The sequence below is a fragment of the Salinisphaera sp. T5B8 genome, from assembly GCF_040361255.1.
Lineage (GTDB): Bacteria > Pseudomonadota > Gammaproteobacteria > Nevskiales > Salinisphaeraceae > Salinisphaera.
The window spans coordinates 53,352-73,747 of record NZ_APNG01000019.1; the positions used below are offsets into that span (position 1 = coordinate 53,352).

The window sequence follows — 20,396 nt, forward strand, 5'->3', positions numbered from 1 at the left end:
GCCCCGGCCTCCCCTGAAGCGGGGGTCCTGCCTTAGCAGGAGTAGTACATGTCGAACTCGGCCGGATGCGTGCTCATCTTCATGCGCAGCACTTCTTCCATCTTGAGTTCGATATAACCGTCGATCAGGTCGTCGGTGAACACGTCGCCCTTCTTGAGGAAGTCGCGGTCGTCGGAGAGCGCCTGCAGCGCTTCTTCCAGCGACTGGGCGACGGTCGGGATCGCTTTTTCCTCTTCCGGCGGCAGGTCGTAGAGATCCTTGTCCATGGCTTCGCCCGGATGGATCTTGTTCTGGATGCCGTCGAGACCGGCCATCATCATCACCGCGAAGGCGAGATAGGGGTTGGCGGTCGGATCCGGGAAACGCACTTCGATACGACGTGCCTTCGGGCTGGAGACCCACGGAATACGGATCGAAGCCGAACGGTTACGGGCCGAATAAGCCAGCAGTACCGGCGCTTCAAAGCCTTTGACCAGACGCTTGTAGCTGTTGGTCGAGGCATTGGCAAAGGCGTTGATCGCCTTGGCGTGCTTGATGATGCCGCCGATGTAGTACAGCGCTTCCTCGGACAGGCCGCCGTATTCTTCACCCGAGAAGATGTTCTTGCCATCCTTGGACAGCGACTGATGCACATGCATGCCGGAGCCGTTGTCGCCGACCAGCGGCTTGGGCATGAACGTCGCCGTGCGGCCGAAGCTGTGGGCCACGTTGTGCACGCAGTACTTGTAGATCAGCGTCTCGTCGGCTTTCTTGACCAGCGTATTGAACAGCATGCCGATCTCGCCCTGACCCGCGGTGCCCACTTCGTGGTGATGCACTTCCACGGTCAGGCCCATTTCTTCCATGGCCAGACACATGGCCGAGCGCATGTCCTGATGACTGTCCACCGGGGGAACCGGGAAATAACCGCCCTTGATGCCGGGGCGATGACCCATGTTGCCTTCCGGATACTGCTTGGCGCTGTTCCAGTAGCCTTCTTCGGAGTCGATGGCGAAACCGGCGCCCTTCATTTCGTTCTGCCAGGTGACCGAATCGAACACGAAGAATTCGGCTTCCGGGCCAAAGTAGGCGGTATCCGCGATACCGGTCGAAGCCAGATAGGCCTCGGCACGCTTGGCGACGGTACGCGGATCGCGCTCGTAACCCATCATGGTGTTGGGTTCGAGTACGTCGCAGCGGATGATGACCGTGGGTTCTTCGAAGAACGGATCCAGCACGGCGGTGCTGTCATCAGGCATGAGCACCATGTCGGACTCGTTGATGCCCTTCCAGCCGTCGATCGACGAGCCGTCGAACATCTTGCCTTCTTCCATGAACTCTTCGTCGACCACATGCGCCGGCATGGTGACGTGCTGTTCCTTACCGCGCGTATCGCAGAAGCGGAAGTCAACGAACTTCGCCTCGGTTTCCTTGATCAGCTTGAGCGCTTCGCTACTCGCCATTGATGACTCCTTGTATGTAGAACCCGGTTGAACTGTCTGGTGCAGAGCAACGAGGATAGCCACTATAAAGGCAGAATCCGTGCCACGTCATCTTTGCCTGTTTTCGGGTCACTGCGGCGCTCAGCGCACTAAAACAGGACGTATACCGCACTCAAATAGTGCAATTGAAGATCTATGCACTTTGATTGGGCGGTGGCGCGCAAGACCCGGTGGCTGGCCTGTTTCGTTATACTCCGCGCTCGAACACAGGACAGTTTGCATGGATTTCCAACAGCTCATCTTTAGGCTGCAGCAGTTCTGGGCCGAGCAGGGGTGCGCCATCGTGCAGCCCTTGGATATGCCCGTCGGTGCCGGCACCTTCCATCCGGCGACGTTTTTACGCGCGATCGGCCCGGAGCCGTGGCGCGCGGCCTACGTACAGCCCTCGCGCCGGCCGACCGACGGCCGCTACGGCGACAACCCGAACCGCCTGCAGCATTACTATCAGTTTCAGGTACTGCTCAAGCCGTCACCGGACAATATCCAGTCGCTCTATCTGCAGTCGCTGGAAGCGCTCGGCCTGGATATGTCGATTCACGACGTACGCTTCGTGGAAGACAACTGGGAGTCGCCGACACTTGGCGCCTGGGGGCTGGGCTGGGAAATCTGGCTCAACGGCATGGAGATCACCCAGTTCACCTATTTCCAGCAGGCCGGCGGTCTGGATTGTCGGCCGGTATCGGGCGAGATCACCTACGGGCTGGAGCGTATCGCCATGTATATCCAGAACGTGGAGAGCGTCTACGATCTGGTCTGGTCGGACTCGGCAGCCGGCACGCTCTATTACGGCGATGTGTTTCACCAGAACGAAGTCGAACAGTCGCGCTACAACTTCGAACAGGCCGATGTCGCCGCGCTGTTCACGCATTTCGATGCCCTTGAGGCCGAGTGCCAGCGCCTGGTCGCTGCCGAACTAGCCCTGCCGGCCTACGAACGCATGCTCGAGTGCTCGCACACCTTCAACCTGCTGGACGCACGTCACGCCATATCGGTGACCGAGCGCCAGGGTTACATCCTGCGTGTACGCACACTTGCCCGCGCCTGTGCCCAGGCCTATTACGCCGCGCGCGAGGCGCTTGGTTTTCCGCTGCTCAAGAACGACGACGAGGCTGCATGACCGCTACGCTACTCATCGAAATCGGCGTCGAAGAACTGCCGCCCAAGGCGATGCGCAGCCTCGCCGATGCGTTTGCGCAGGGTGTCACCGATGCCCTGTCGCAAGCCGGACTCGCGCTTGGCGCGAGCACGCGTTTTGCCACGCCGCGACGCCTGGCGGTCGCGATTGCCGATGTCGCCGCAGCCACCGAACCCAGTGCAGTCGAAAAGGCGGGGCCAACGCTGGCCATCGCCTACGACGACGCCGGTAAGCCGACCAAGGCAGCCGAGGGTTTTGCCCGCTCGCTGGGCACCACGGTGGACGCGCTGGAAACCCAGGATAGCGACAAGGGCGAGCGACTGGTCTACCGAGCCACCGAACCGGGCCAGCCGATCGCGACGCTCGTGCAGCCTGCGGTCGACCAGGCGCTCAAACGCCTGCCCATTCCCAAGCTCATGCGCTGGGGCAACAGCGAGGCCGCATTCGTACGCCCTGTGCACTGGGTCACGGCGCTGCACGGCGCGGATATCCTGCCGCTGCAGGTGTTCGGACACGGTGCCGGTCGTCAGACGTACGGCCATCGTTTTCACCACCCGGGGCCGGTCGAGCTGACCCAGGCCGACGACTATGCCCAGGCACTATATAAAGCCCAGGTCGTGGTCGACCCGGATGCGCGCAAGCAGCGCATCGTCGAACAGGTCGAACAGGTCGCGGCCGACTTTGGCGGGCACGCGTTGATCGACGATGCACTGGTCGAAGAAGTGACCGCGCTGGCGGAATGGCCGGTGGGTATTGCCGGTCGCTTCGACGAGCGCTTTCTGGTGCTGCCGCGCGAGGTCTTGATTTCGACGTTGCAGGAACACCAACGCTATTTCCCGATCGAGAACGACGCGCACGAACTGCTGGCCGGTTTTATTACCGTCGCGAATATCGAAAGCCGCGATGTGGCCCAGGTAATCGCGGGTAACGAACGCGTAGTCCGCCCGCGCCTGTCCGATGCGCTGTTCTTCTGGGATCAGGACCGTGGCCAGGGCCTGGCGCATCATGTCGACGGGCTGGCCCGAGTAACCTTTCAGCAGTCGCTGGGTTCGCTGGCCGACAAGAGCGCGCGTATTGCAGCACTCGGCAAGCGTCTGGTCGAACCCACGGGTGCGAAATCAGACATCATCGAACGTGCAGCGGTTCTGGCGAAGACGGATCTGCTCACCGAGATGGTGGGCGAGTTCCCCGATCTGCAGGGCCTGATGGGCTATTACTACGCCCGCGAAGACGGCGAGCCCGCTGCCGTGGCGGATGCGATTGCCGAACAGTATGCGCCCGCGCGTGCCGGCGCAGATATCGCCGCGACGCCTGCTGGGCGCGCACTCGCCCTGGCCGACCGACTCGACACGCTTAGCGGCATTTTCGCCATCGGTCGGCGCCCGAGTGGCGACAAGGACCCATTCGGCCTGCGTCGTGCCGCCCTTGGCGTGCTGCGTACGGTCATCGAGGCCGGCCTCGTTCTCGATCTGCGCGCAGAACTGGGGGCGGCGCTGGCCAACCAGCCGGTCGATGCCGACCCCGATACGCTCGATGCCTTATGGATGTTCCACATGGAACGTTTGCGCGGTTACTACGCCGAGCAGGGCATCGCCGGCGATCGCTTCGACGCTGTGGCCGATCTTGGCCTGACCGATCTGGTGGATTTTGATCGGCGTATCCGCGCGGTTGATGACTTCGGCCGCGATGCCGACGCGCAGATCGTATGCGGCGCGCACAAGCGTATTCGTAACATTCTGCGCCGCAACGCCGATGAAGCCGACGACCGTCGCTTCGACAGCAACACTCTCCAGGAGTCGGCCGAACGCGAGCTCGCCGAAGCCTACCGCACACAACGCGAAGCGGTCGCCGAGGCGATGGCCGCGAACGATCCGGCCGGGGCGTTGCGTGCGCTATCCGCGCTGGCTCGGCCGCTGGACGGCTTTTTCGACCAGGTCATGGTCATGGCCGAGGACGAGACGCTACGCCGTAACCGGCTTGCCTTGCTGGGCGCGCTGGATCGGCTCTGCCGGCAGGTCGCGGATATTTCCTGCCTATCGCTCGAACACAGCGATTAGACTGAAAGACCCGACACACGGTCCGGCTGGGCAGCATGAAACTCATCATTCTCGATCGCGACGGCGTCATCAACGAGGACAGCGACGACTACATCAAGTCGCCGGCCGAGTGGCGCCCGATCCCCGGCAGCCTTGAGGCTATCCTCAAGCTCAAGAACGCGGGTTTTCGGGTCGTGGTGGCAAGCAACCAGTCCGGGTTGGCCCGAGGCCTGTTCGATTACGACACGCTGTTTGCCATCCACGACAAGATGACCCGAATGCTGGCCGATATCGGCACCCATCTGGACGGCATCTTCTTCTGTCCCCACGGACCCGACGACAACTGCCACTGCCGCAAGCCGGCGACCGGCCTGCTCGACGATATCGGCAAGCGCTTTGGCCGCTCGCTGACCGACACGCCCTTGGTGGGCGACAGCGCGTCCGATATCGAGGCCGCACGTGCCGCGGGTGCGACACCGATGTTGGTACGGACCGGCAAGCCGGTCGACCCGACCGATCCCGCACTGGAAACAGTGGCCGTCTACGACGATCTGGCAAGCGCGGCCGAGTCCATCATTGCCCGGGACACTGCCCGCCGACATAAAAAAGGCGGCTAGCAAGCCGCCTTTTTCTTCGCCCGCGGCCGAGATGCCCCGGCCTTGTCCAAAGCTAGATATCCAGATTGGACACCATCAGCGCATTGCGCTCGATGAATTCGCGCCGTGGTTCGACGTGATCGCCCATAAGCGTGGTAAAGATCTGATCGGCACCAACCGCGTCGTCGATCTTGACCTGCATCAGGCGCCGCGTGTTCGGATCCATCGTGGTTTCCCAAAGCTGGTCCGGGTTCATCTCGCCCAGGCCCTTGTAGCGCTGTACATGCTGACCGCGCTTGGCCTCGGCCAACAGCCACTCATACGCCTGTTCGAAGGTCTCGACCGCCTCGGAACGCTCGCCACGGCTGACCTGTGCGCCGTCGCCCATCAGCGCGAGCAACTCGTTACCGAGTTTCGCCATGCGCTGGTATTCCTCACCGGTGAAGAAATCCTCGTGCCAGACAAAGGTATGCGGAATGCCGTGGCTATAACGAGTCACCTGCAGGTGCAACGGGCGTTGTTCGTCGGCGGGCTTGATCTGGACTTCGTAGCGATGACGCGCTTCGTTGCGCGCATCCAGGCGGCTCTGTAGCTGGGCCGCCCAATCCTGCATATAACTCGCGTCGGAAAAGGTTTCCGGGGTGACCGGGGGAAGATAGGTCATTTCCTTGAGGGTGGCCGGATCGAAGCGACGGGTCAGCCGGTCGATATCCTCGAGCATGCCCATATAGCGATGCGCCAGGCTCGCCAGCGCATCGTCGGACACCGGCGGCGTGTCGGCCTCGACCCGTAACTCGGCCTTGCTCAGCGCCAGACGCAGCAGATAGTTGCCCAGTTCCTTGTCGTCCTTGACGTAGTACTCCTGCTTGCCGCTTTTCACCTTGTACAACGGCGGCTGCGCGATATAGACATAACCCGCTTCGATCAACTCGAACATCTGCCGATAGAAGAACGTCAACAGCAGCGTTCGGATATGCGAGCCGTCCACGTCGGCGTCGGTCATGATGATGATGCGGTGATAACGCAGCTTGGCCGGATCGAACTCGTCGCGACCAATACCGCAGCCCAACGCGGTGATCAAGGTACCGACCTCGACCGACGACAGCATCTTGTCGAAGCGCGCTTTCTCGACGTTCAGAATCTTGCCCTTGAGCGGCAGGATGGCCTGATTGTGACGATCGCGCCCCTGTTTGGCCGAGCCACCGGCCGAGTCGCCCTCCACCAGGAACAGTTCGGAACGCGAGGGATCCTTTTCCTGGCAGTCGGCGAGTTTACCGGGCAGACCGGCCACATCCAGCGCGCCCTTGCGACGGGTCATGTCGCGCGCACGGCGTGCCGCGTCGCGGGCGCGTGCGGCTTCGATCACCTTGCTGGCGATGACCTTGGCATCCTTCGGATTTTCAAGAAGAAAATCGCTCAGATGCTCATTGACCGTCGATTCGACCACGGCGCGCACTTCGGAAGAGACCAGCTTTTCCTTGGTCTGGGAAGAGAATTTCGGGTCCGGAACCTTGACCGAGACAACCGCCGTGAGACCTTCGCGCGCGTCGTCCCCCGCCGGCGCGACCTTTTCCTTCTTGGCCAGGCCTTCGGATTCGATATAGCCATTCAGCGTGCGCGTAAGCGCGCCACGAAAACCCGCCAGATGGGTACCGCCATCGCGCTGCGGGATATTGTTGGTATAGCAGAACACGCTCTCCTGATAGGAGTCGTTCCACTGCATGGCGACCTCGACGACGATATCGTCGCGTTCGGCCGTGAAATAGCACACGGTTTCGTGCAGCTGTGTCTTGTTCTCGTTCAAGTTCTCGACGAAGGCACGAATACCGCCTTCATACTCGAACACGACATCGCGCTCGCTGGCCTCTTCCCGCAGCCGAATACGCACGCCGGAGTTCAGAAACGACAGCTCACGGAGCCGCTTGGCAAGAATGTCGTAGCTGTACGCGATATTGGCGAATACATCGGCACTGGGATGGAAATGGATCGAGGTGCCGGTACGGTTGGTTTTCTCCGTTGCGGTCAACTCGTCCAATGGCTCGCCCATGGAGTACGTCTGGCGATAACGCTGACCATCGCGATGGATATCCAGTTCGAGACGATCGGAAAGGGCATTGACCACGGACACACCCACGCCATGCAGGCCGCCCGACACCTTGTACGAATTGGCATCGAACTTCCCGCCGGCATGCAGCACGGTCATGATCACTTCTGCCGCGGGCTTGCCCTCGCCCTCGTGCATATCGACCGGAATCCCGCGACCATCATCGGTGACGGTAATACTCTGGTCGCGATGGATGATGACCTGAATTTCGTTGCAATAACCGGCCAGGGCTTCGTCGATCGCATTGTCTACGACCTCGAAGACCATATGATGCAAACCGGTACCGTCGTCGGTATCACCGATATACATGCCAGGGCGTTTACGAACTGCCTCAAGGCCCTTGAGTACCTTGATACTGCTGGAATTGTAATCGCCGTTAGATTCCGCCATGAGTCACCGCGTCGTAGGCTGTAGAGGTGCGAGTCAACCTATGGATTCTAGCATGTCCGGCGCGATCAGCCGCGGGTGACTACCCCATGTTCCACGTGGAACATGGCACCGCCGCGTACGGCCTCGGGTACGAGGCCGGGCTCGAGAAAAGTCAGAAAACACTGGCCGCCGAGGGCGGCGATTTCTTCGGCGAGCACCTCACGATAACGCCTGCCCAATTCGGCGGCCATATCATCGATCAACAATACCGGCCGCACATGGCGCCGAACATAAAGCAGCTGCGCCTGCGTAAGCAGCATTGCTGTAGTCAGTATTTTCTGTTGCCCGCGGGAAACCCAATCCCGTGCGGACGCACTTGCAATAGAGACGCGCAAATCTGCGCGATGTGGCCCCTGTTGGGTAAACCCTGCCCGTAGATCCTGATCGAGTCCAGCTGCCAGGGCCGCGCCATAGCCGTGATCACCACGCCAGCCGCAGTCGTAATCCAATATGACTGGTTCGTTGCCGAGTAAACGTGCCGTGCGGCTTGGCAGGTTTTCGTACAAGTGGTCGATATAAGCCCGGCGCGAGGCGTCCACGATTTCCGCCGCGCGTACCAGCTCCGCATCCCAGACGATGATATCCGGCTTCGGGAGCCTTGCTTTGAGGGCGCGGTTGCGTTGTTTCAGTGCGCGCCGGAAACGACGCCATGCTGGAAAAAACGCGTGTTCCACGTGAAACACACCCCAGTCCAGAAAATGACGGCGATAACGTGGGCCCTGTTCGAGCAGCCGATGGACGTTCGGGTCGACCATCTGTAATGGGAGCGTGTTGATTAAATCGATACGGCTCGTATCGGCTTCGCCGTCCTTGCGATAGCGAATACCTCGCTTGTCGCGGCTTACGCCCAGACGGTGGGCGCGTCCGTCGGGTACAGCGATTTCCCCGGTAACAGTGAACGCATCCGCGCCCGCTCGAATCGCCGGGCGGGGTCCGGATTGCCGAAAGGATTGTCCGCGCCCTAAAAAATAGATCGCCTCGAGCAAGGTTGTTTTGCCCGAGGCATTGTCACCGGTAATGACGTTGATTGTTGGCTCAGGCTGTATTTCCGCAGCCTCGAAACAACGAAAATCATGCAAGCGTAAACGCGTTAGATGCATTCCGTGCCGATCGGCCTACAGCCGCATCGGCATCACGACATACCGTGTAGCCGGGTCGTTTACGCTCTGTAGTAGGCCGCTGCTATCAGGCCCGGATAAGGACAGCGTGAATTCACCGCTATCCATGGCCCCGAGTGCCTCGAGCAGGTAATTGACATTGAACCCGATTTCGATCGGGTCGTTGTCGTAGGTGACCTGTATTTCGTCTTCGGCTTCTTCACGTTCAACGTTCTGGGCCTGCAAGCGAAGACTATGTTGTTGTAAACCCAGTCGTACACCGCCGAATTTTTCGTTCGAAAGAATTGCGGTGCGTGAGAGTGCCTGCCGGATGGTGTCGCGATCGGCATGCATTTGCTTGTCTGCCTGATCGGGAATCACCCGCTCATAATCCGGGAAGCGGCCGTCAATAAGTTTGGTCGTGAATACGAGGCCCGGCAATTGCAGACGCAAATGCTTGGTCGACAGTTGCAATGTGATTTCCGCCTCGCTGGTATCCAGCAATCGAACAAGTTCGGTAATCGCCTTTCGCGGAACGATCGCCTGGATTGGTTCGTCGATTTCGATATCGAGTGCTGTATCGCTCAACGCGAGCCGATGGCCATCGGTAGCCACGCAACGTGCGCGGTCGTTGCGCAGTGCCAATAACAAACCGTTCAGGTAATAGCGTACGTCCTGATGCGCCATGGCGAAGTGGGTGCGATCGAGTAGGCCCTTGAGTACGCGTTCCGGAATTGCGATCTGCTGACCGGTTTCGACTTCATCCAGATAGGGCCAATCCTGGGCTGCCATGGTCGATAGCGTGAAACGAGAGCGTCCGGACTGAACACGTGTTTGCTGACCATCGTGCTCAAGCGTTATCTCAGCGTCGTCGGGCAGACCACGACAAATATCGAGCAACTTGCGTGCAGGAATAGCTGCTGCCCCGGGTTGGCTGATGACCGCGGGTGTATCGGTAATCAGTTCGAGCTCGAGATCCGTTGCAGTAATCACGATGCGATCGTTTTCTGCCTTGATCAGAACGTTCGACAGGATCGGCATGGTCTGACGGCGTTCGACAACGCCGATAACGGTCTGAAGGGCAGTGAGCAAATCCTTGCGCTGCACAGTGAATTGCATGGCGGTCTCCCGAAGCAGTCAGCCTTGTTGTCTTTTAAGGCTTAAAAAAGTTAGTCGTAGTAGTAACTACGGTGGTCAAAATCTGTTAAGAAAGTCTTTTATTTCTTTTAAATCAATTGCTTGCGACAATGACAACCTTGTTGCGAAGCGTGCTGGCATGCTGTGACTGGTATGTGGATAACATGTGGCATGTTTTTGCTCCGACGAGGCGTTTTCGCGTTGACATAATGTCGCCCCCAGCTTATCCACAGTTAGGTTGTGAGTATCCGGCTCAAGTTCGCATAGTCTTCTTCCATGCGGGCGTCGGTTTCGCGTAGTTCCTTGACCTTGCGACAGGCGTGCAGAACGGTCGTATGATCGCGTCCACCGAAGCCCTGGCCGATTTCCGGCAGGCTGTGATTGGTCAGTTCCTTGGCAAGCGCCATGGCGATCTGGCGCGGACGGGCGACCGAGCGTGTGCGTTTTTTGCCCAGCAGGTCGGCCAGTCGCATCTTGTAATATTCGGCGACCGTGCGCTGAATGTTCTCCAGCGTGACCAGACGATCGTAGACCGCCAGCATGTCGTAGAGCGCCTGCTTGGCGAAGTCGACCGTGATCGGGGTGCCGGTAATCTGGGCGGAGGCTTTGAGTCGGTGCAGTGCGCCTTCCAGATCGCGTACGTTCGAACGCACCCGCTTGGCGATGAAAAAGGCGACCTCCTGCGGCAGGGTAATGCCGTGGTAGTCGGCCTTCGATAACAGGATGGCCACCCGTGTTTCCAGTTCCGGCGGTTCGACCGCAACCGACAGCCCCCACGAGAAACGCGACTTGAGCCGATCCTCCAGGCCTTCGACTTCCTTGGGAAACCGATCGCAGGTGATTACGATCCGTTGATTGGATTCCAGCAGGGAGTTGAAGGTATGAAAGAACTCCTCCTGGGAGCGATCCTTGTTCGCGAAGAACTGGATATCGTCGATCAGCAGCGCATCCAGCGAGCGATAGTGGGCCTTGAACCGGTCCATCCGGTTATGGCGAATGGCGGTGATCATTTCGTTGACGAAATGTTCCGAACGCACATAGGCCACCTTGGCGCGCGGGTTGGTGTCGAGTAGCCGATTACCCACGCTCTGCATCAAATGGGTCTTGCCCAGGCCAACACCGCCGTAGATAAGCAACGGGTTGTAGGCCATGTTGTCCGGATTGGCGGCCTGCTCGGCGGCCGCGCGCGCGATCTGGTTCGATTTGCCTTGAACGAAGCTTTCGAAGGTGTAGCGGCTATCCAGATTGTGTCGTGAGGTGGGTGCCGGCGCCGGGGCTTCGCTGGTCGTGGCGCGGGGTTTCTGGCCCCCACCCACGAGTACGCGTATGCGTTTGGGCACCGCGCCCAGATCGTTGAGCGCATTGGCGATGGGGGTACGCAGTTCGCGTTCGACCTGGTCGCGCACCACCTCGTTGGGTGCCATCAGGTCCAGACCCTCATCGGTAAAATCCGCTTCGAGGGGGCGCAGCCAGAGGTTGATGTCCTTTTCGGGCAGCCGCGCCTCGATGTGCGTCAGACAACGTTGCCAGAGCGTGTCAGCCAAGATTGCGTTACTCCGTAGCGAAAAAAGCGTGGCATCAGCCAGCGCTGGCGCCTTACCCTAGCGTACGGGCCACAAGTTATCCACAGCATTTTTCATGCTTGCAAGAGGGGGGCGCAGGCGACTAGAATCCGCGCTCTTTAGCGTGAAGTGCGCCCTGTGTGGCGCCAGAACGAGATCGTCATGAAACGTACCTATCAGCCCAGTAATCTGCACCGCAAGCGCACCCACGGCTTTCGTGCGCGCATGGCCACCAAGAACGGTCGTGCCGTGTTGTCCGCCCGTCGTGCCAAGGGCCGCAAGCGCCTGACGCCGTAAGGAAAAAGCCGTGCCGCAGGCAGCGTTCCCCGCGACTGCGCGCCTGAGGCAATCGGCAGAATTTCGCGCCGTGTTCGCACATGGGCGCAAGTTCGTCAGTCCGGGATTCGTCGTCATCGCCGCCGAAGGTTCAGCCGATCAGGCCCGCCTCGGACTGGCCCTGGCCAAGCGCCGCATTGCGCGCGCTGTCGACCGTAACCGGGTCAAACGTGTATTGCGCGAGTCGTTTCGTTTGCATCGTGATCGGCTGGCGACGGTCGATATCGTGGTGCTGGCGCGTAGCCGTACCGCGACCATGAGCAACGCCGTGCTGTTCGACCAACTCGCCGCGTTGTGGCCCCAGCTCGAGCGCGTATGATCGCGCGCATCGCTTGCCCGCCCGTCGAGTGGCAGCCGTTAACCGAAGGACATTAACCGCGCATGGAAAATATTCGCTTCGGACTGCTCTGCGCTGTCGCCGTCATCTGCTTTTTCCTGTATCAGGCCTGGCAGAACGACTACGCGCCCACCGAGGCCGACGCCACGTCGGCAAGTAATCAGACCAGCGCCCAGCAGGATTACGCGGCCGGGGATGACGACGTGCCGTCGCTGGATTCCGCGCCCACGGCCGAAAACGATGGCGGCCCCGAGCAGGGCGCCCGCCAGGCCAGTGCCGAGCAGCGCGGCGCCGATAATGCACCGGTGGTCAGTCAGGGCGACCAGGTCCATGTGGTCACCGACAAGCTCGATGTGATCATCGATACCCGGGGCGGCGATCTACGCAAGGTGGAACTGCGTGGCGTGCCGGTATCTTCGGAAAAGCCGGATACCAACCTGCGCCTGATCAACGATAGCGCGCCCAATTTCTTCATCGCCCAGAGCGGGCTCGTGGCGGCCGGGGCCAAGGCGCCCGATCATCGCTCGCGGTATCGCGCCGAGCGCAAGGAATACAAGCTCGCCGACGGTCAGGATACGATCGAGGTGCCGCTGACCTGGACCAACGACGCCGGCCACGAAGTCACCAAGGTTTATACCTTCTATCGCGACAGCTACCGCATTGGCTTGCGCCACGACGTGGTCAACAACGCCGGCGACGACTGGAAGCTGTCCCAGTACGTACGGTTCTGGCGTGCCCCCTACGAAATTACCGGCGACGTGCCCTTCGCCCAGGCGTTTTTCGGTATCGGTTGGTACGACCGCAAGGATGGCGGCGACAGCTATCGCTACGAAACCGAAAACCACGATGACCTGGCCGAGAACCCGCTCGAGCTGACCCAGCAGGGTGGCTGGGTCGCCATGATCCAGCATTATTTCATCGGTGCGGCCATTCCGCCGCAGGATGCCAAGGTGCGTTTCTTCGGCCAGCCCAAGGACGTGCCCAATGCTGCTGGCGGTTTTGCGACCGGCTTCATCGGCGCCCAGCAGTCGATTGCCGCAGGCACGCAGACCACGCTGGAAACCACCCTGTTCATCGGTCCGAAACTCCAGGATCAGCTCGACGCCGTGGCCCCTGGCCTGGGTCTGACCGTCGACTACGGCTGGCTGACCGTGCTCGCCAAGCCGATCTTCTGGGTGCTCGAGCACCTGCATGCTCTGGTGGGCAACTGGGGCGTGGCGATCATCCTGCTGACGTTCTTGATCAAGCTGTGCTTCTACAAGCTTTCGGAAACCCAGTACCGGGCCATGGCGCGCATGCGCAAGTTCGCGCCGCGCATGCAGCAGCTCAAGGAGCAATACGGCGACGACCGCCAGAAGCTGCAGGCCAAGATGATGGAGCTCTACAAGAAAGAGGGCTTCAATCCGCTGGCCGGCTGCTGGCCGATGCTCGTGCAGATGCCGGTATTCATCTCGCTGTACTGGGTGCTGCGTGAATCCGTGGAGCTGCGGCATGCGCCGTTCATGCTGTGGATTCAGGACCTGTCGGCGCCGGACCCCTACTACATTCTGCCGGTGATCTTCGGGCTGACCATGTTCCTGCAGCAAAAGCTGACTGCGAACGTGACCATGGACCCGATGCAGCAGCGCATCATGCAGATCATGCCGGTGGGCCTGGCCGTGTTCTTTGCCTTCTTCCCGGCGGGTCTGGTGCTGTACTGGTGTACCAACAACATGCTGTCGATCGGCCAGCAGTGGTACATCTACCGCAAGCTCGACGCCGAAGGCCTGGGCCACAAGGCCGCCAACAGCTAATCGATAACCTGTGACCGGCGTGCCCGGCGACACCATCGCCGCGCTGGCCAGTGGTGCGGGCCGTGCGGGTGTGGCCGTGGTGCGTATTTCCGGGCCGCGCGTGCCCGCCGTGGCCGAGGCGTTGATCGGCGGCCTGCCCCGCCCGCGACAGGCGCGGGTTTGCGCCTTTGTCGATGCCGATGGCCTGGCCATCGACCGCGGTGTAGCGCTCTATTTTGCTGCCCCGGCCTCGTTTACAGGCGAGCATGTGCTCGAGCTGCAAGGCCACGGCAGTCCCGTGCTGGTCGATATGCTGCTCGCGCGCCTGCTCGAGCTGGGCGTACGTCTGGCCGAGCCGGGCGAGTTCTCGCGGCGGGCCTTTCTCAACGACAAGCTCAGCCTCGATCAGGCCGAAGCCATCGCCGATACCATCGAGGCCGGCAGCAGCGCGGCCGCGCGTGCGGCCATGCGCTCCCTCGAGGGCGTGTTCTCGCGCGAGATCGATACGCTGGTCGAAGCGCTCATCGCGCTGCGTGTGTATACCGAAGGCGCGATCGATTTCCCCGACGAGGATGATGTCGACTTTCTCGGCGACGGCGAAATCGAGCGGCGCCTGAATACGATCACCGAACGCCTGGCGCGCCTGCGCGCCCAGGCGGCGCAGGGCGCGAGCCTGCGCGAAGGCCTGCGTCTGGTCATCCTCGGCTCGCCCAACGTCGGCAAATCCAGCCTGCTCAATCGGCTCGCGCGCCGGGATACGGCGATCGTGACCGATATCGCCGGCACCACCCGCGATGTCCTGCACGAACAACTCTCTATCGATGGTCTGCCGCTCACACTCGTGGATACGGCCGGCCTGCGCGAAACCGATGACCCGATCGAGGCCGAGGGCGTACGCCGCGCGAAGGCCGAAATCCAGCATGCCGATCGGGTGCTGCTGGTCATCGACGACCGCCACGGCCTGGGGCGCGACGAGCAGGCGGTGCTGACCGAGATCGATGCGCGCTGCCCGGTGACGGTCATCGCGAACAAGATCGACCTCAGCGGTGGCGAAGCCGGCCTCAGAGCCGGGTTCGACGGCGACTGGATCGGCGTGTGCGCAACCACCGGCGCCGGCTTCGATGCGCTGGCCGCCCATCTGAAACAGGCCGCCGGACTAAACGCCGACACGACCCCTGCCTTCGTTGCACGGCGTCGACATCTGGATGCGCTGGCACGCGCTGCCAACGCCCTGGAAACCGGCCGCGAACGGCTTGTGGTCGATGCGGCAGGAGAACTGCTGGCCGAGGAACTGCGCCTCGCACAGCACGCTCTGGGCGAAATTACCGGCACGTTCACCAGCGACGACCTGCTCGGTGCGATCTTTTCGAGCTTCTGTATCGGCAAGTAGGTAACCGTGCTTATTGAGTCGCCGCGATCGGCGATGCATGCTGCATGCACGGTGGCAATCAGGTGTGTGGATGTTCGGTTACCCGAGACTCATTTATTTCGGCTTCGTTGTGTTGACCGCTGTGCTGGGTATCGTGCTCGCGCTGTGGTGGCCACCTGGGTTATGGGCCTCGCTCGTGCTGGCAGCGCTGGTGGTCGTGGGTGCACTGGATCTGCGTTCGCGCCACAACGTATTGCGCAACTTTCCGGTCATCGGCCATTTGCGCTACATGCTCGAATTCATGCGTCCGGAGTTGCGCCAGTACTTCTTCGAGTCTGAAACCAGCGGCCGGCCGTTCAATCGCGAACAGCGCGAAATCGTCTACAAGCGCAGCGCCGGCGCGCCGGATACCGCCCCGTTCGGCACCATGCGTGACTTCGAGGATGCCGGGTTCAATTTCGCCCAGCATTCGATGGCGCCCAAGGACGTCGATGAGCGCCATGCCCGCCTGATCATCGGCGGCTCGCAGTGCCGCCAGCCCTACGATTCCTCGCGCCTGAATATTTCGGCGATGAGCTTCGGCTCGCTGTCGGGCAATGCCGTGGCCGCGATGAATCGCGGCGCGAAGCTCGGCAATTTCGCCCAGGACACCGGCGAGGGCGCGATCAGCGACTATCACCGCGAACACGGCGGAGACCTGATCTGGGAAATCGCCTCGGCCTATTTCGGCTGCCGCACGAAAGAAGGCCGTTTCGATGCCGACGAATTCGCGAAAAAAGCCAATACCGATCAGGTCAAGATGATCGAAATCAAGATCTCGCAGGGCGCCAAGCCCGGTCATGGCGGCCTGTTGCCGGGCTCGAAGGTCACCGAAGAGATTGCCCGGGTACGCGAGATCGAGGTCGGCGAGGACTGTGCCTCGCCAGCGTCACACCCGGAATTCGATACGCCGCGGGGCCTGCTCGCGTTCGTCGACCGGTTACGCCAGCTCACCCATGGCAAACCGGTGGGCTTCAAGCTGTGTCTGGGGCGCCAGGACGAATTCATGGGCATCTGCAAGGCGATGATCGAAACCGGCATCTATCCGGATTTCATCACCGTTGATGGCGCCGAGGGCGGTACCGGGGCCGCGCCCACCGAGTTTCAGGATTCGCTGGGCACCTATATCAACGAGGCGTTGCCGTTTGTCGACAACTGCCTGCGCGGAATTGGCCTGCGCGACGAAATCCGTGTGATTGCCAGCGGCAAGGTGGTGATGGGTTTCGATATGGTGGTCAAGATCGCGCTCGGTGCGGATATGTGCAATGCCGCGCGGCCATTCATGTTTTCGGTGGGGTGTATCCAGGCGCGTCGCTGTCATACCGATACCTGCCCCACGGGTGTGGCGACCCAGAACCCGCGCCGCTCGGCGGCGATCGACGTACTGGGTAAGTCGCTGGCGGTGCGTAACTTCCACGACGCCACCATTCGCTCGTTTCTCGATATCACGGGCGCCATGGGCTGCGATTCCCCGGAACAACTCGGGCGCGGGCTGATCTTTCATCGCCCCGAGCATGGGCCGGCGTGCACCTTTGCCGAGGTGCATCCGGTGGTCAAAAGCGGCGCGTTCCTCAATGGCGACCTGCCCGAAGCCTATGCCGGCGCCTGGGCGCGGGCCAGTGCGCAGGCCTTTTAGTCCGTAATCGGCCGGATTCGCGCAAGGCTCGACATCGTTACCGTGCGCGCCAAGTCACGCATTGGTATCGACACACAGGAGCAAGCCCATGATCGTAAGAGATCACGAAGACGCCAAGAACAACGCCGTCGACGAAGACAAATTCATCAGCCGCCGCTATACGCTGCGCGCCGACGGCATGGGGCATTCGTTTCACGAAACCTATGTGAAGCCGGGTTGCGCGCTGCATATGTGGTACAAGAACCACAAGGAAACGGTGATCTGTATCGAAGGCGAAGGCCAGATCGAGGATCTCACCGAAGGCGGCAAATGGGACCTCAAGCCAGGCGTGCTCTATGCGCTGGACAAGCACCAGCAGCATATTCTCTCCAGCGAAAAAGGCATGACCGTGCTGTGCTGTTTTTCGCCGTCGCTGGTCGGCCCGGAAGACCACGACGAACAGGGCAGCTATGCGTTGCTGGATGACGACGGCAGCGTGCTGCAGCGCTAAGCGGCCCTATCGCGGGCTCGCGGTCTGCGCGATGTCGGCCGGTGCGGCCACGCTGAACAGCCTCGGCCAGTACTTGCCGGTGAGATAGATCCGCCTGTGCTCGCCATCCCAGGCGATGCCGTTGAGCACGTTCGCGTTCGCGCCCCGCTCGCCAAGGGCCGTGCGTAGATTGCGGGCATCAAGCCAGGCCCGTACGGCCCCCGTGGCCGGGTCGATACGCGCGATACGGTCCGAATACCAGATATTGGCCCAGATCTCGCCGTCGATATATTCCAGCTCGTTGAGCTTGTCGATGGCGTGATCGCCGTCGTGTACGGCGATACGGCGGACCACGCAAAAATCGGCCGGGTCGAGCACACGCAGGGTGGCGCTGCCGTCGCTCATGATCAGATGGGCGCCGTCGTAGGTCAGCCCCCAGCCCTCGCCTTCGTAGGTGCGTGTGCCCACGCGCTCGAACGTGTCGATATCGAATACGAACGCCTGCTGTGCCTGCCAGGTCAGCCAGAACAGCCGATTGCCGACACGGGCCAGCCCTTCCCCGAAATAGCGCTGCGGCAGCTGTATCTGGCGGGTGATTTCACCGCTGGTCGGATCCACCCGTCGCAGGCGCGAATGGCCGCGCTTGCCGGTGGTCTCGAACAGTGCGCCGTCGTAGTAGAGCAGGCCCTGGGTAAAGGCAGATTCGTCGTGCGGCAGCTCGCCGGTGATCTGTGCAAGGGGGGTGGGTTGCTCGGCACAGGCGCAGGAACCCAACAGCAGTAACGCCGCGGCCACAAGCGAAAAAAAGCGGCGCAACCCTCGATGATATGGCGCACAATTCAATCGTGCGAAACCGTCTCGACTGCGTCGTTGCAGGCTAGCGCATATCATCATCGATCATCACCGCTACGGAACACGCCAAGTATGGCCGAACAGCAACATACAGAACATGATCTCGATTCCAGCCAGAAACGGGATGCGCGCCGACGCGAAGCGCCGAGCGCGGCGGTGGTCTATGAAGCGATCCGCCGCGAGGCCGAATCCGAACTCACCCGGCCGTTGCCGGGCTTGGCTTTCTCTGGCCTGGCTGCCGGGCTGTCCATGGGGTTTTCCTTCATCGCCCAGGCGCTGCTTTACAGCTACACGCCGGAATCCGCCTGGCGGCCGATCATCGCCAGTTTCGGCTATTCCATCGGTTTTCTGTTCGTCATCCTCGGGCGCCAGCAGCTGTTTACCGAGAATACGTTGACGCCGGTACTCGAGGTCTTGCGCGTACGGCGTATTTCTACCGTCTTGCGTACGTTCAATCTCTGGATCGTGGTATTGATCGCCAATATCGTCGGTACCGCGATATTCGCCTTCATGATGTCGCACTTCGATGTGCTCGACCCCAAGATCAACGGGGCCCTGGCATCGATCGCCGCCAAGGAGTACGAAAACGGTTTTGCCACCATGTTCGTACGCGCCATCTTCGCCGGGTGGCTGGTCGCGCTCATGCTCTGGCTGATGCCGTTTGCCGAAACGGCGCGCGTGGCGGTGATCATTCTCGTGACCTATGTCATCGGCCTGGCCCATTTCCCGCACATCATCGCCGGCTCGGTCGCGGCCCTTTACGGGGTGTTTACCGGCGGGCACGGGGTGATGGAGTTCTTCAGCGTTTTCTTCGTGCCCACCATTCTCGGCAACGTACTGGGCGGCGTGGCCATGGTGGCGGCGGTCAACTATGCCCAGGTCGCTTATAGCGATTCCGACCGCGACGACAGCGATGTCGATCGCGGCGACTGAAACGCTATCAGCGTTGGCTGGCAAAGTTTTTCCAATACGGTATAGTCAGATCACCACTCAAACGGAAAATCTGTCATGGCAGAATCCGACGACAAATGGGAAGGCCGCTGGGATCGCGTCAAGGGCAAGGCTCGCGAGCATTTCGGGCGTCTGACCGACGACGAGGTCGAAGAAACCAAGGGTAAACGCCAGAACATGCTGGGTAAGATCCAGGAAAAGTACGGCGAAACCAAGGAAAAGGCCGAAGAGATGCTCAAGGAATTCGAGCACAAATATCTCTAGCGTCATGGCATGAGGAAAAAGCCGCCCGCTCGGGCGGCTTTTTTTTATCGCGCGACCGAGTGAACCAAAGCGCAGTTGAACGTCACGTGATAGTCGCGTCGTCTGCTGGCCCGATCAGTCGCCCCGACAGGCAGCAACCAGGGCACGAAAAAGCCGACGCTGCGAGCTCTGGTAGCACAGATATTCCGGGTGCCACTGCACACCGATGACAAAGCCCTGCGTTCTTGCCTCGATTGCCTGCACGAAGCCGTCAGCATCGCGTGCGGTGGCGCCGATGCCCTCGCCCAGGGTGAGTACCGCTTGATGGTGCAGGCTGTTCACACGCAGCCGTAACCGGCCAAAAATCGTGGCCAGCCGACTCCTGCGTTTGATGGCAACCGGCTTGCACGCAAAGATATTCACGCGATTCGATGTCGAGCGCCGCAACGAACTGATATCGCTATACAGCGTGCCGCCCGCGGCTACATTGATCAGCTGGGCGCCACGGCAGATGCCGAGTATGGGCTTGTTTTGCGCCAGCGCTTGCTTGATCGCGGTCAGTTCGAAGGCGTCGCGGGCACGGTCGGCCGTATTGTCGTAGGCCGCGCTCGCGCCGTAGAGGTCGGTGGCGATATCGTCACCGCCGCCGATCAGCAGACCGTCGATAGGCGCCGGCATGGCATGGCGCGGCGTCGCCCGCACCGCCCGCCCGCCGGCCAGGGCGATGGCAAGCCATGCAGCCCACCAGCCCGGCGCCCAGCGGCTGGCCTTGCCGGTGACGGCGATGATCGGACGAACGCGCGCCATGCGGGCGT

Annotated in this window: 18 protein-coding genes; 11 read left to right on the forward strand and 7 right to left on the reverse strand. The window is 61.2% G+C overall.

What is annotated here, in order from left to right; translation table 11 throughout:
• Window positions 1–32 precede the first annotated feature (32 nt).
• The gene (gene glnA / locus T5B8_RS15765) at window positions 33–1,442 is read right to left on the reverse strand and encodes a glutamate--ammonia ligase (RefSeq protein ID WP_353180267.1); all 1,410 of its coding nucleotides are present in this window, start codon (window positions 1,440–1,442) and stop codon (window positions 33–35) included.
• Window positions 1,443–1,701: 259 nt separating this feature from the next.
• Here glnA and glyQ point away from each other — a divergent pair, with 259 nt between their 5' ends.
• Genes glyQ through gmhB form a run of 3 tightly spaced genes read left to right on the forward strand, consistent with a single transcriptional unit; the run spans window position 1,702 to window position 5,269 of the window.
• The gene (glyQ, locus tag T5B8_RS15770) at window positions 1,702–2,598 is read left to right on the forward strand and encodes a glycine--tRNA ligase subunit alpha (protein WP_353180269.1); all 897 of its coding nucleotides are present in this window, start codon (window positions 1,702–1,704) and stop codon (window positions 2,596–2,598) included.
• Window positions 2,595–4,673: a glycine--tRNA ligase subunit beta gene (glyS, locus tag T5B8_RS15775; RefSeq protein WP_353180271.1), complete on the forward strand. Its 2,079-nt coding sequence runs from the start codon at window positions 2,595–2,597 to the stop codon at window positions 4,671–4,673. Before glyQ ends, glyS begins: the two co-directional genes overlap by 4 nt.
• 35 nt (window positions 4,674–4,708) lie before the next feature.
• Window positions 4,709–5,269, forward strand: a complete 561-nt coding sequence (gene gmhB / locus T5B8_RS15780) for a D-glycero-beta-D-manno-heptose 1,7-bisphosphate 7-phosphatase (RefSeq protein ID WP_353180272.1) — start codon at window positions 4,709–4,711, stop codon at window positions 5,267–5,269.
• A 52-nt stretch (window positions 5,270–5,321) separates the two neighbouring features.
• Here the strand turns inward: gmhB and gyrB are convergent, their stop codons facing one another.
• The 4 genes from gyrB to dnaA form a co-directional block, all read right to left on the reverse strand.
• Entirely contained in the window at window positions 5,322–7,742 is a 2,421-nt protein-coding gene (gyrB, locus tag T5B8_RS15785; RefSeq protein WP_353180274.1) for a DNA topoisomerase (ATP-hydrolyzing) subunit B, read from the reverse strand.
• A gap of 65 nt (window positions 7,743–7,807) precedes the next feature.
• Complete coding sequence (gene recF / locus T5B8_RS15790) at window positions 7,808–8,881, reverse strand: DNA replication/repair protein RecF (RefSeq protein WP_353180275.1); 1,074 nt, start codon at window positions 8,879–8,881, stop codon at window positions 7,808–7,810.
• Window positions 8,882–8,896: 15 nt separating this feature from the next.
• The gene (gene dnaN / locus T5B8_RS15795; RefSeq protein ID WP_353180277.1) at window positions 8,897–9,997 is read right to left on the reverse strand and encodes a DNA polymerase III subunit beta; all 1,101 of its coding nucleotides are present in this window, start codon (window positions 9,995–9,997) and stop codon (window positions 8,897–8,899) included.
• A gap of 251 nt (window positions 9,998–10,248) precedes the next feature.
• Window positions 10,249–11,562 (reverse strand): chromosomal replication initiator protein DnaA, encoded by a 1,314-nt coding sequence (dnaA, locus tag T5B8_RS15800; protein WP_353180313.1) that lies wholly within the window; start codon window positions 11,560–11,562, stop codon window positions 10,249–10,251.
• A 177-nt stretch (window positions 11,563–11,739) separates the two neighbouring features.
• On the opposite strand from dnaA, the gene rpmH reads away from it, so the two are divergent.
• From rpmH to T5B8_RS15830, 6 genes are all read left to right on the forward strand, one after another.
• Complete coding sequence (gene rpmH, locus T5B8_RS15805) at window positions 11,740–11,874, forward strand: 50S ribosomal protein L34 (RefSeq protein ID WP_006914433.1); 135 nt, start codon at window positions 11,740–11,742, stop codon at window positions 11,872–11,874.
• A 10-nt stretch (window positions 11,875–11,884) separates the two neighbouring features.
• Complete coding sequence (gene rnpA / locus T5B8_RS15810) at window positions 11,885–12,232, forward strand: ribonuclease P protein component (RefSeq protein WP_353180279.1); 348 nt, start codon at window positions 11,885–11,887, stop codon at window positions 12,230–12,232.
• A gap of 62 nt (window positions 12,233–12,294) precedes the next feature.
• Complete coding sequence (gene yidC / locus T5B8_RS15815; RefSeq protein WP_353180280.1) at window positions 12,295–14,043, forward strand: membrane protein insertase YidC; 1,749 nt, start codon at window positions 12,295–12,297, stop codon at window positions 14,041–14,043.
• A 10-nt stretch (window positions 14,044–14,053) separates the two neighbouring features.
• The gene (mnmE, locus tag T5B8_RS15820; protein WP_353180282.1) at window positions 14,054–15,412 is read left to right on the forward strand and encodes a tRNA uridine-5-carboxymethylaminomethyl(34) synthesis GTPase MnmE; all 1,359 of its coding nucleotides are present in this window, start codon (window positions 14,054–14,056) and stop codon (window positions 15,410–15,412) included.
• A gap of 37 nt (window positions 15,413–15,449) precedes the next feature.
• Window positions 15,450–17,066, forward strand: coding sequence for an FMN-binding glutamate synthase family protein (locus tag T5B8_RS15825; RefSeq protein WP_353180284.1), 1,617 nt, complete (start codon window positions 15,450–15,452; stop codon window positions 17,064–17,066).
• An 88-nt stretch (window positions 17,067–17,154) separates the two neighbouring features.
• Window positions 17,155–17,556 carry an ectoine synthase gene (locus T5B8_RS15830; RefSeq protein WP_353180286.1) on the forward strand — a complete coding sequence of 134 codons (402 nt, stop codon included), beginning with the start codon at window positions 17,155–17,157 and terminating at the stop codon, window positions 17,554–17,556.
• A 6-nt stretch (window positions 17,557–17,562) separates the two neighbouring features.
• Here T5B8_RS15830 and T5B8_RS15835 read toward each other — a convergent pair whose 3' ends face one another.
• Window positions 17,563–18,330, reverse strand: a complete 768-nt coding sequence (locus tag T5B8_RS15835) for a glutaminyl-peptide cyclotransferase (RefSeq protein ID WP_353180287.1) — start codon at window positions 18,328–18,330, stop codon at window positions 17,563–17,565.
• A gap of 129 nt (window positions 18,331–18,459) precedes the next feature.
• Here T5B8_RS15835 and T5B8_RS15840 point away from each other — a divergent pair, with 129 nt between their 5' ends.
• Together T5B8_RS15840 and T5B8_RS15845 are read left to right on the forward strand one after the other, a co-directional pair.
• A complete protein-coding gene (locus tag T5B8_RS15840; RefSeq protein ID WP_353180289.1) occupies window positions 18,460–19,320 on the forward strand; it encodes a formate/nitrite transporter family protein in 861 nt (286 codons plus the stop codon).
• Window positions 19,321–19,395: 75 nt separating this feature from the next.
• On the forward strand, window positions 19,396–19,602 hold the full coding sequence (locus T5B8_RS15845) for a CsbD family protein (RefSeq protein WP_353180291.1): 207 nt from the start codon (window positions 19,396–19,398) through the stop codon (window positions 19,600–19,602).
• Window positions 19,603–19,716: 114 nt separating this feature from the next.
• Here the strand turns inward: T5B8_RS15845 and T5B8_RS15850 are convergent, their stop codons facing one another.
• Window positions 19,717–20,388: a gamma-glutamyl-gamma-aminobutyrate hydrolase family protein gene (locus T5B8_RS15850; RefSeq protein ID WP_353180292.1), complete on the reverse strand. Its 672-nt coding sequence runs from the start codon at window positions 20,386–20,388 to the stop codon at window positions 19,717–19,719.
• Between the last annotated feature and the right edge of the window lie 8 nt (window positions 20,389–20,396).

What these genes read in the sequence shown, in the direction of transcription:
- glnA (WP_353180267.1), bottom strand. Translation starts at nt 1,442, where the DNA reads ATGGCGAGTAGCGAAGCGCTCAAGCTGATCAAGGAAACCGAGGCGAAG.
- glyQ (WP_353180269.1), top strand. Translation starts at nt 1,702, where the DNA reads ATGGATTTCCAACAGCTCATCTTTAGGCTGCAGCAGTTCTGGGCCGAG.
- glyS (WP_353180271.1), top strand. Translation starts at nt 2,595, where the DNA reads ATGACCGCTACGCTACTCATCGAAATCGGCGTCGAAGAACTGCCGCCC.
- gmhB (WP_353180272.1), top strand. Translation starts at nt 4,709, where the DNA reads ATGAAACTCATCATTCTCGATCGCGACGGCGTCATCAACGAGGACAGC.
- gyrB (WP_353180274.1), bottom strand. Translation starts at nt 7,742, where the DNA reads ATGGCGGAATCTAACGGCGATTACAATTCCAGCAGTATCAAGGTACTC.
- recF (WP_353180275.1), bottom strand. Translation starts at nt 8,881, where the DNA reads ATGCATCTAACGCGTTTACGCTTGCATGATTTTCGTTGTTTCGAGGCT.
- dnaN (WP_353180277.1), bottom strand. Translation starts at nt 9,997, where the DNA reads ATGCAATTCACTGTGCAGCGCAAGGATTTGCTCACTGCCCTTCAGACC.
- rpmH (WP_006914433.1), top strand. Translation starts at nt 11,740, where the DNA reads ATGAAACGTACCTATCAGCCCAGTAATCTGCACCGCAAGCGCACCCAC.
- yidC (WP_353180280.1), top strand. Translation starts at nt 12,295, where the DNA reads ATGGAAAATATTCGCTTCGGACTGCTCTGCGCTGTCGCCGTCATCTGC.
- T5B8_RS15825 (WP_353180284.1), top strand. Translation starts at nt 15,450, where the DNA reads ATGCTGCATGCACGGTGGCAATCAGGTGTGTGGATGTTCGGTTACCCG.
- T5B8_RS15830 (WP_353180286.1), top strand. Translation starts at nt 17,155, where the DNA reads ATGATCGTAAGAGATCACGAAGACGCCAAGAACAACGCCGTCGACGAA.
- T5B8_RS15840 (WP_353180289.1), top strand. Translation starts at nt 18,460, where the DNA reads ATGGCCGAACAGCAACATACAGAACATGATCTCGATTCCAGCCAGAAA.
- T5B8_RS15845 (WP_353180291.1), top strand. Translation starts at nt 19,396, where the DNA reads ATGGCAGAATCCGACGACAAATGGGAAGGCCGCTGGGATCGCGTCAAG.
- T5B8_RS15850 (WP_353180292.1), bottom strand. Translation starts at nt 20,388, where the DNA reads ATGGCGCGCGTTCGTCCGATCATCGCCGTCACCGGCAAGGCCAGCCGC.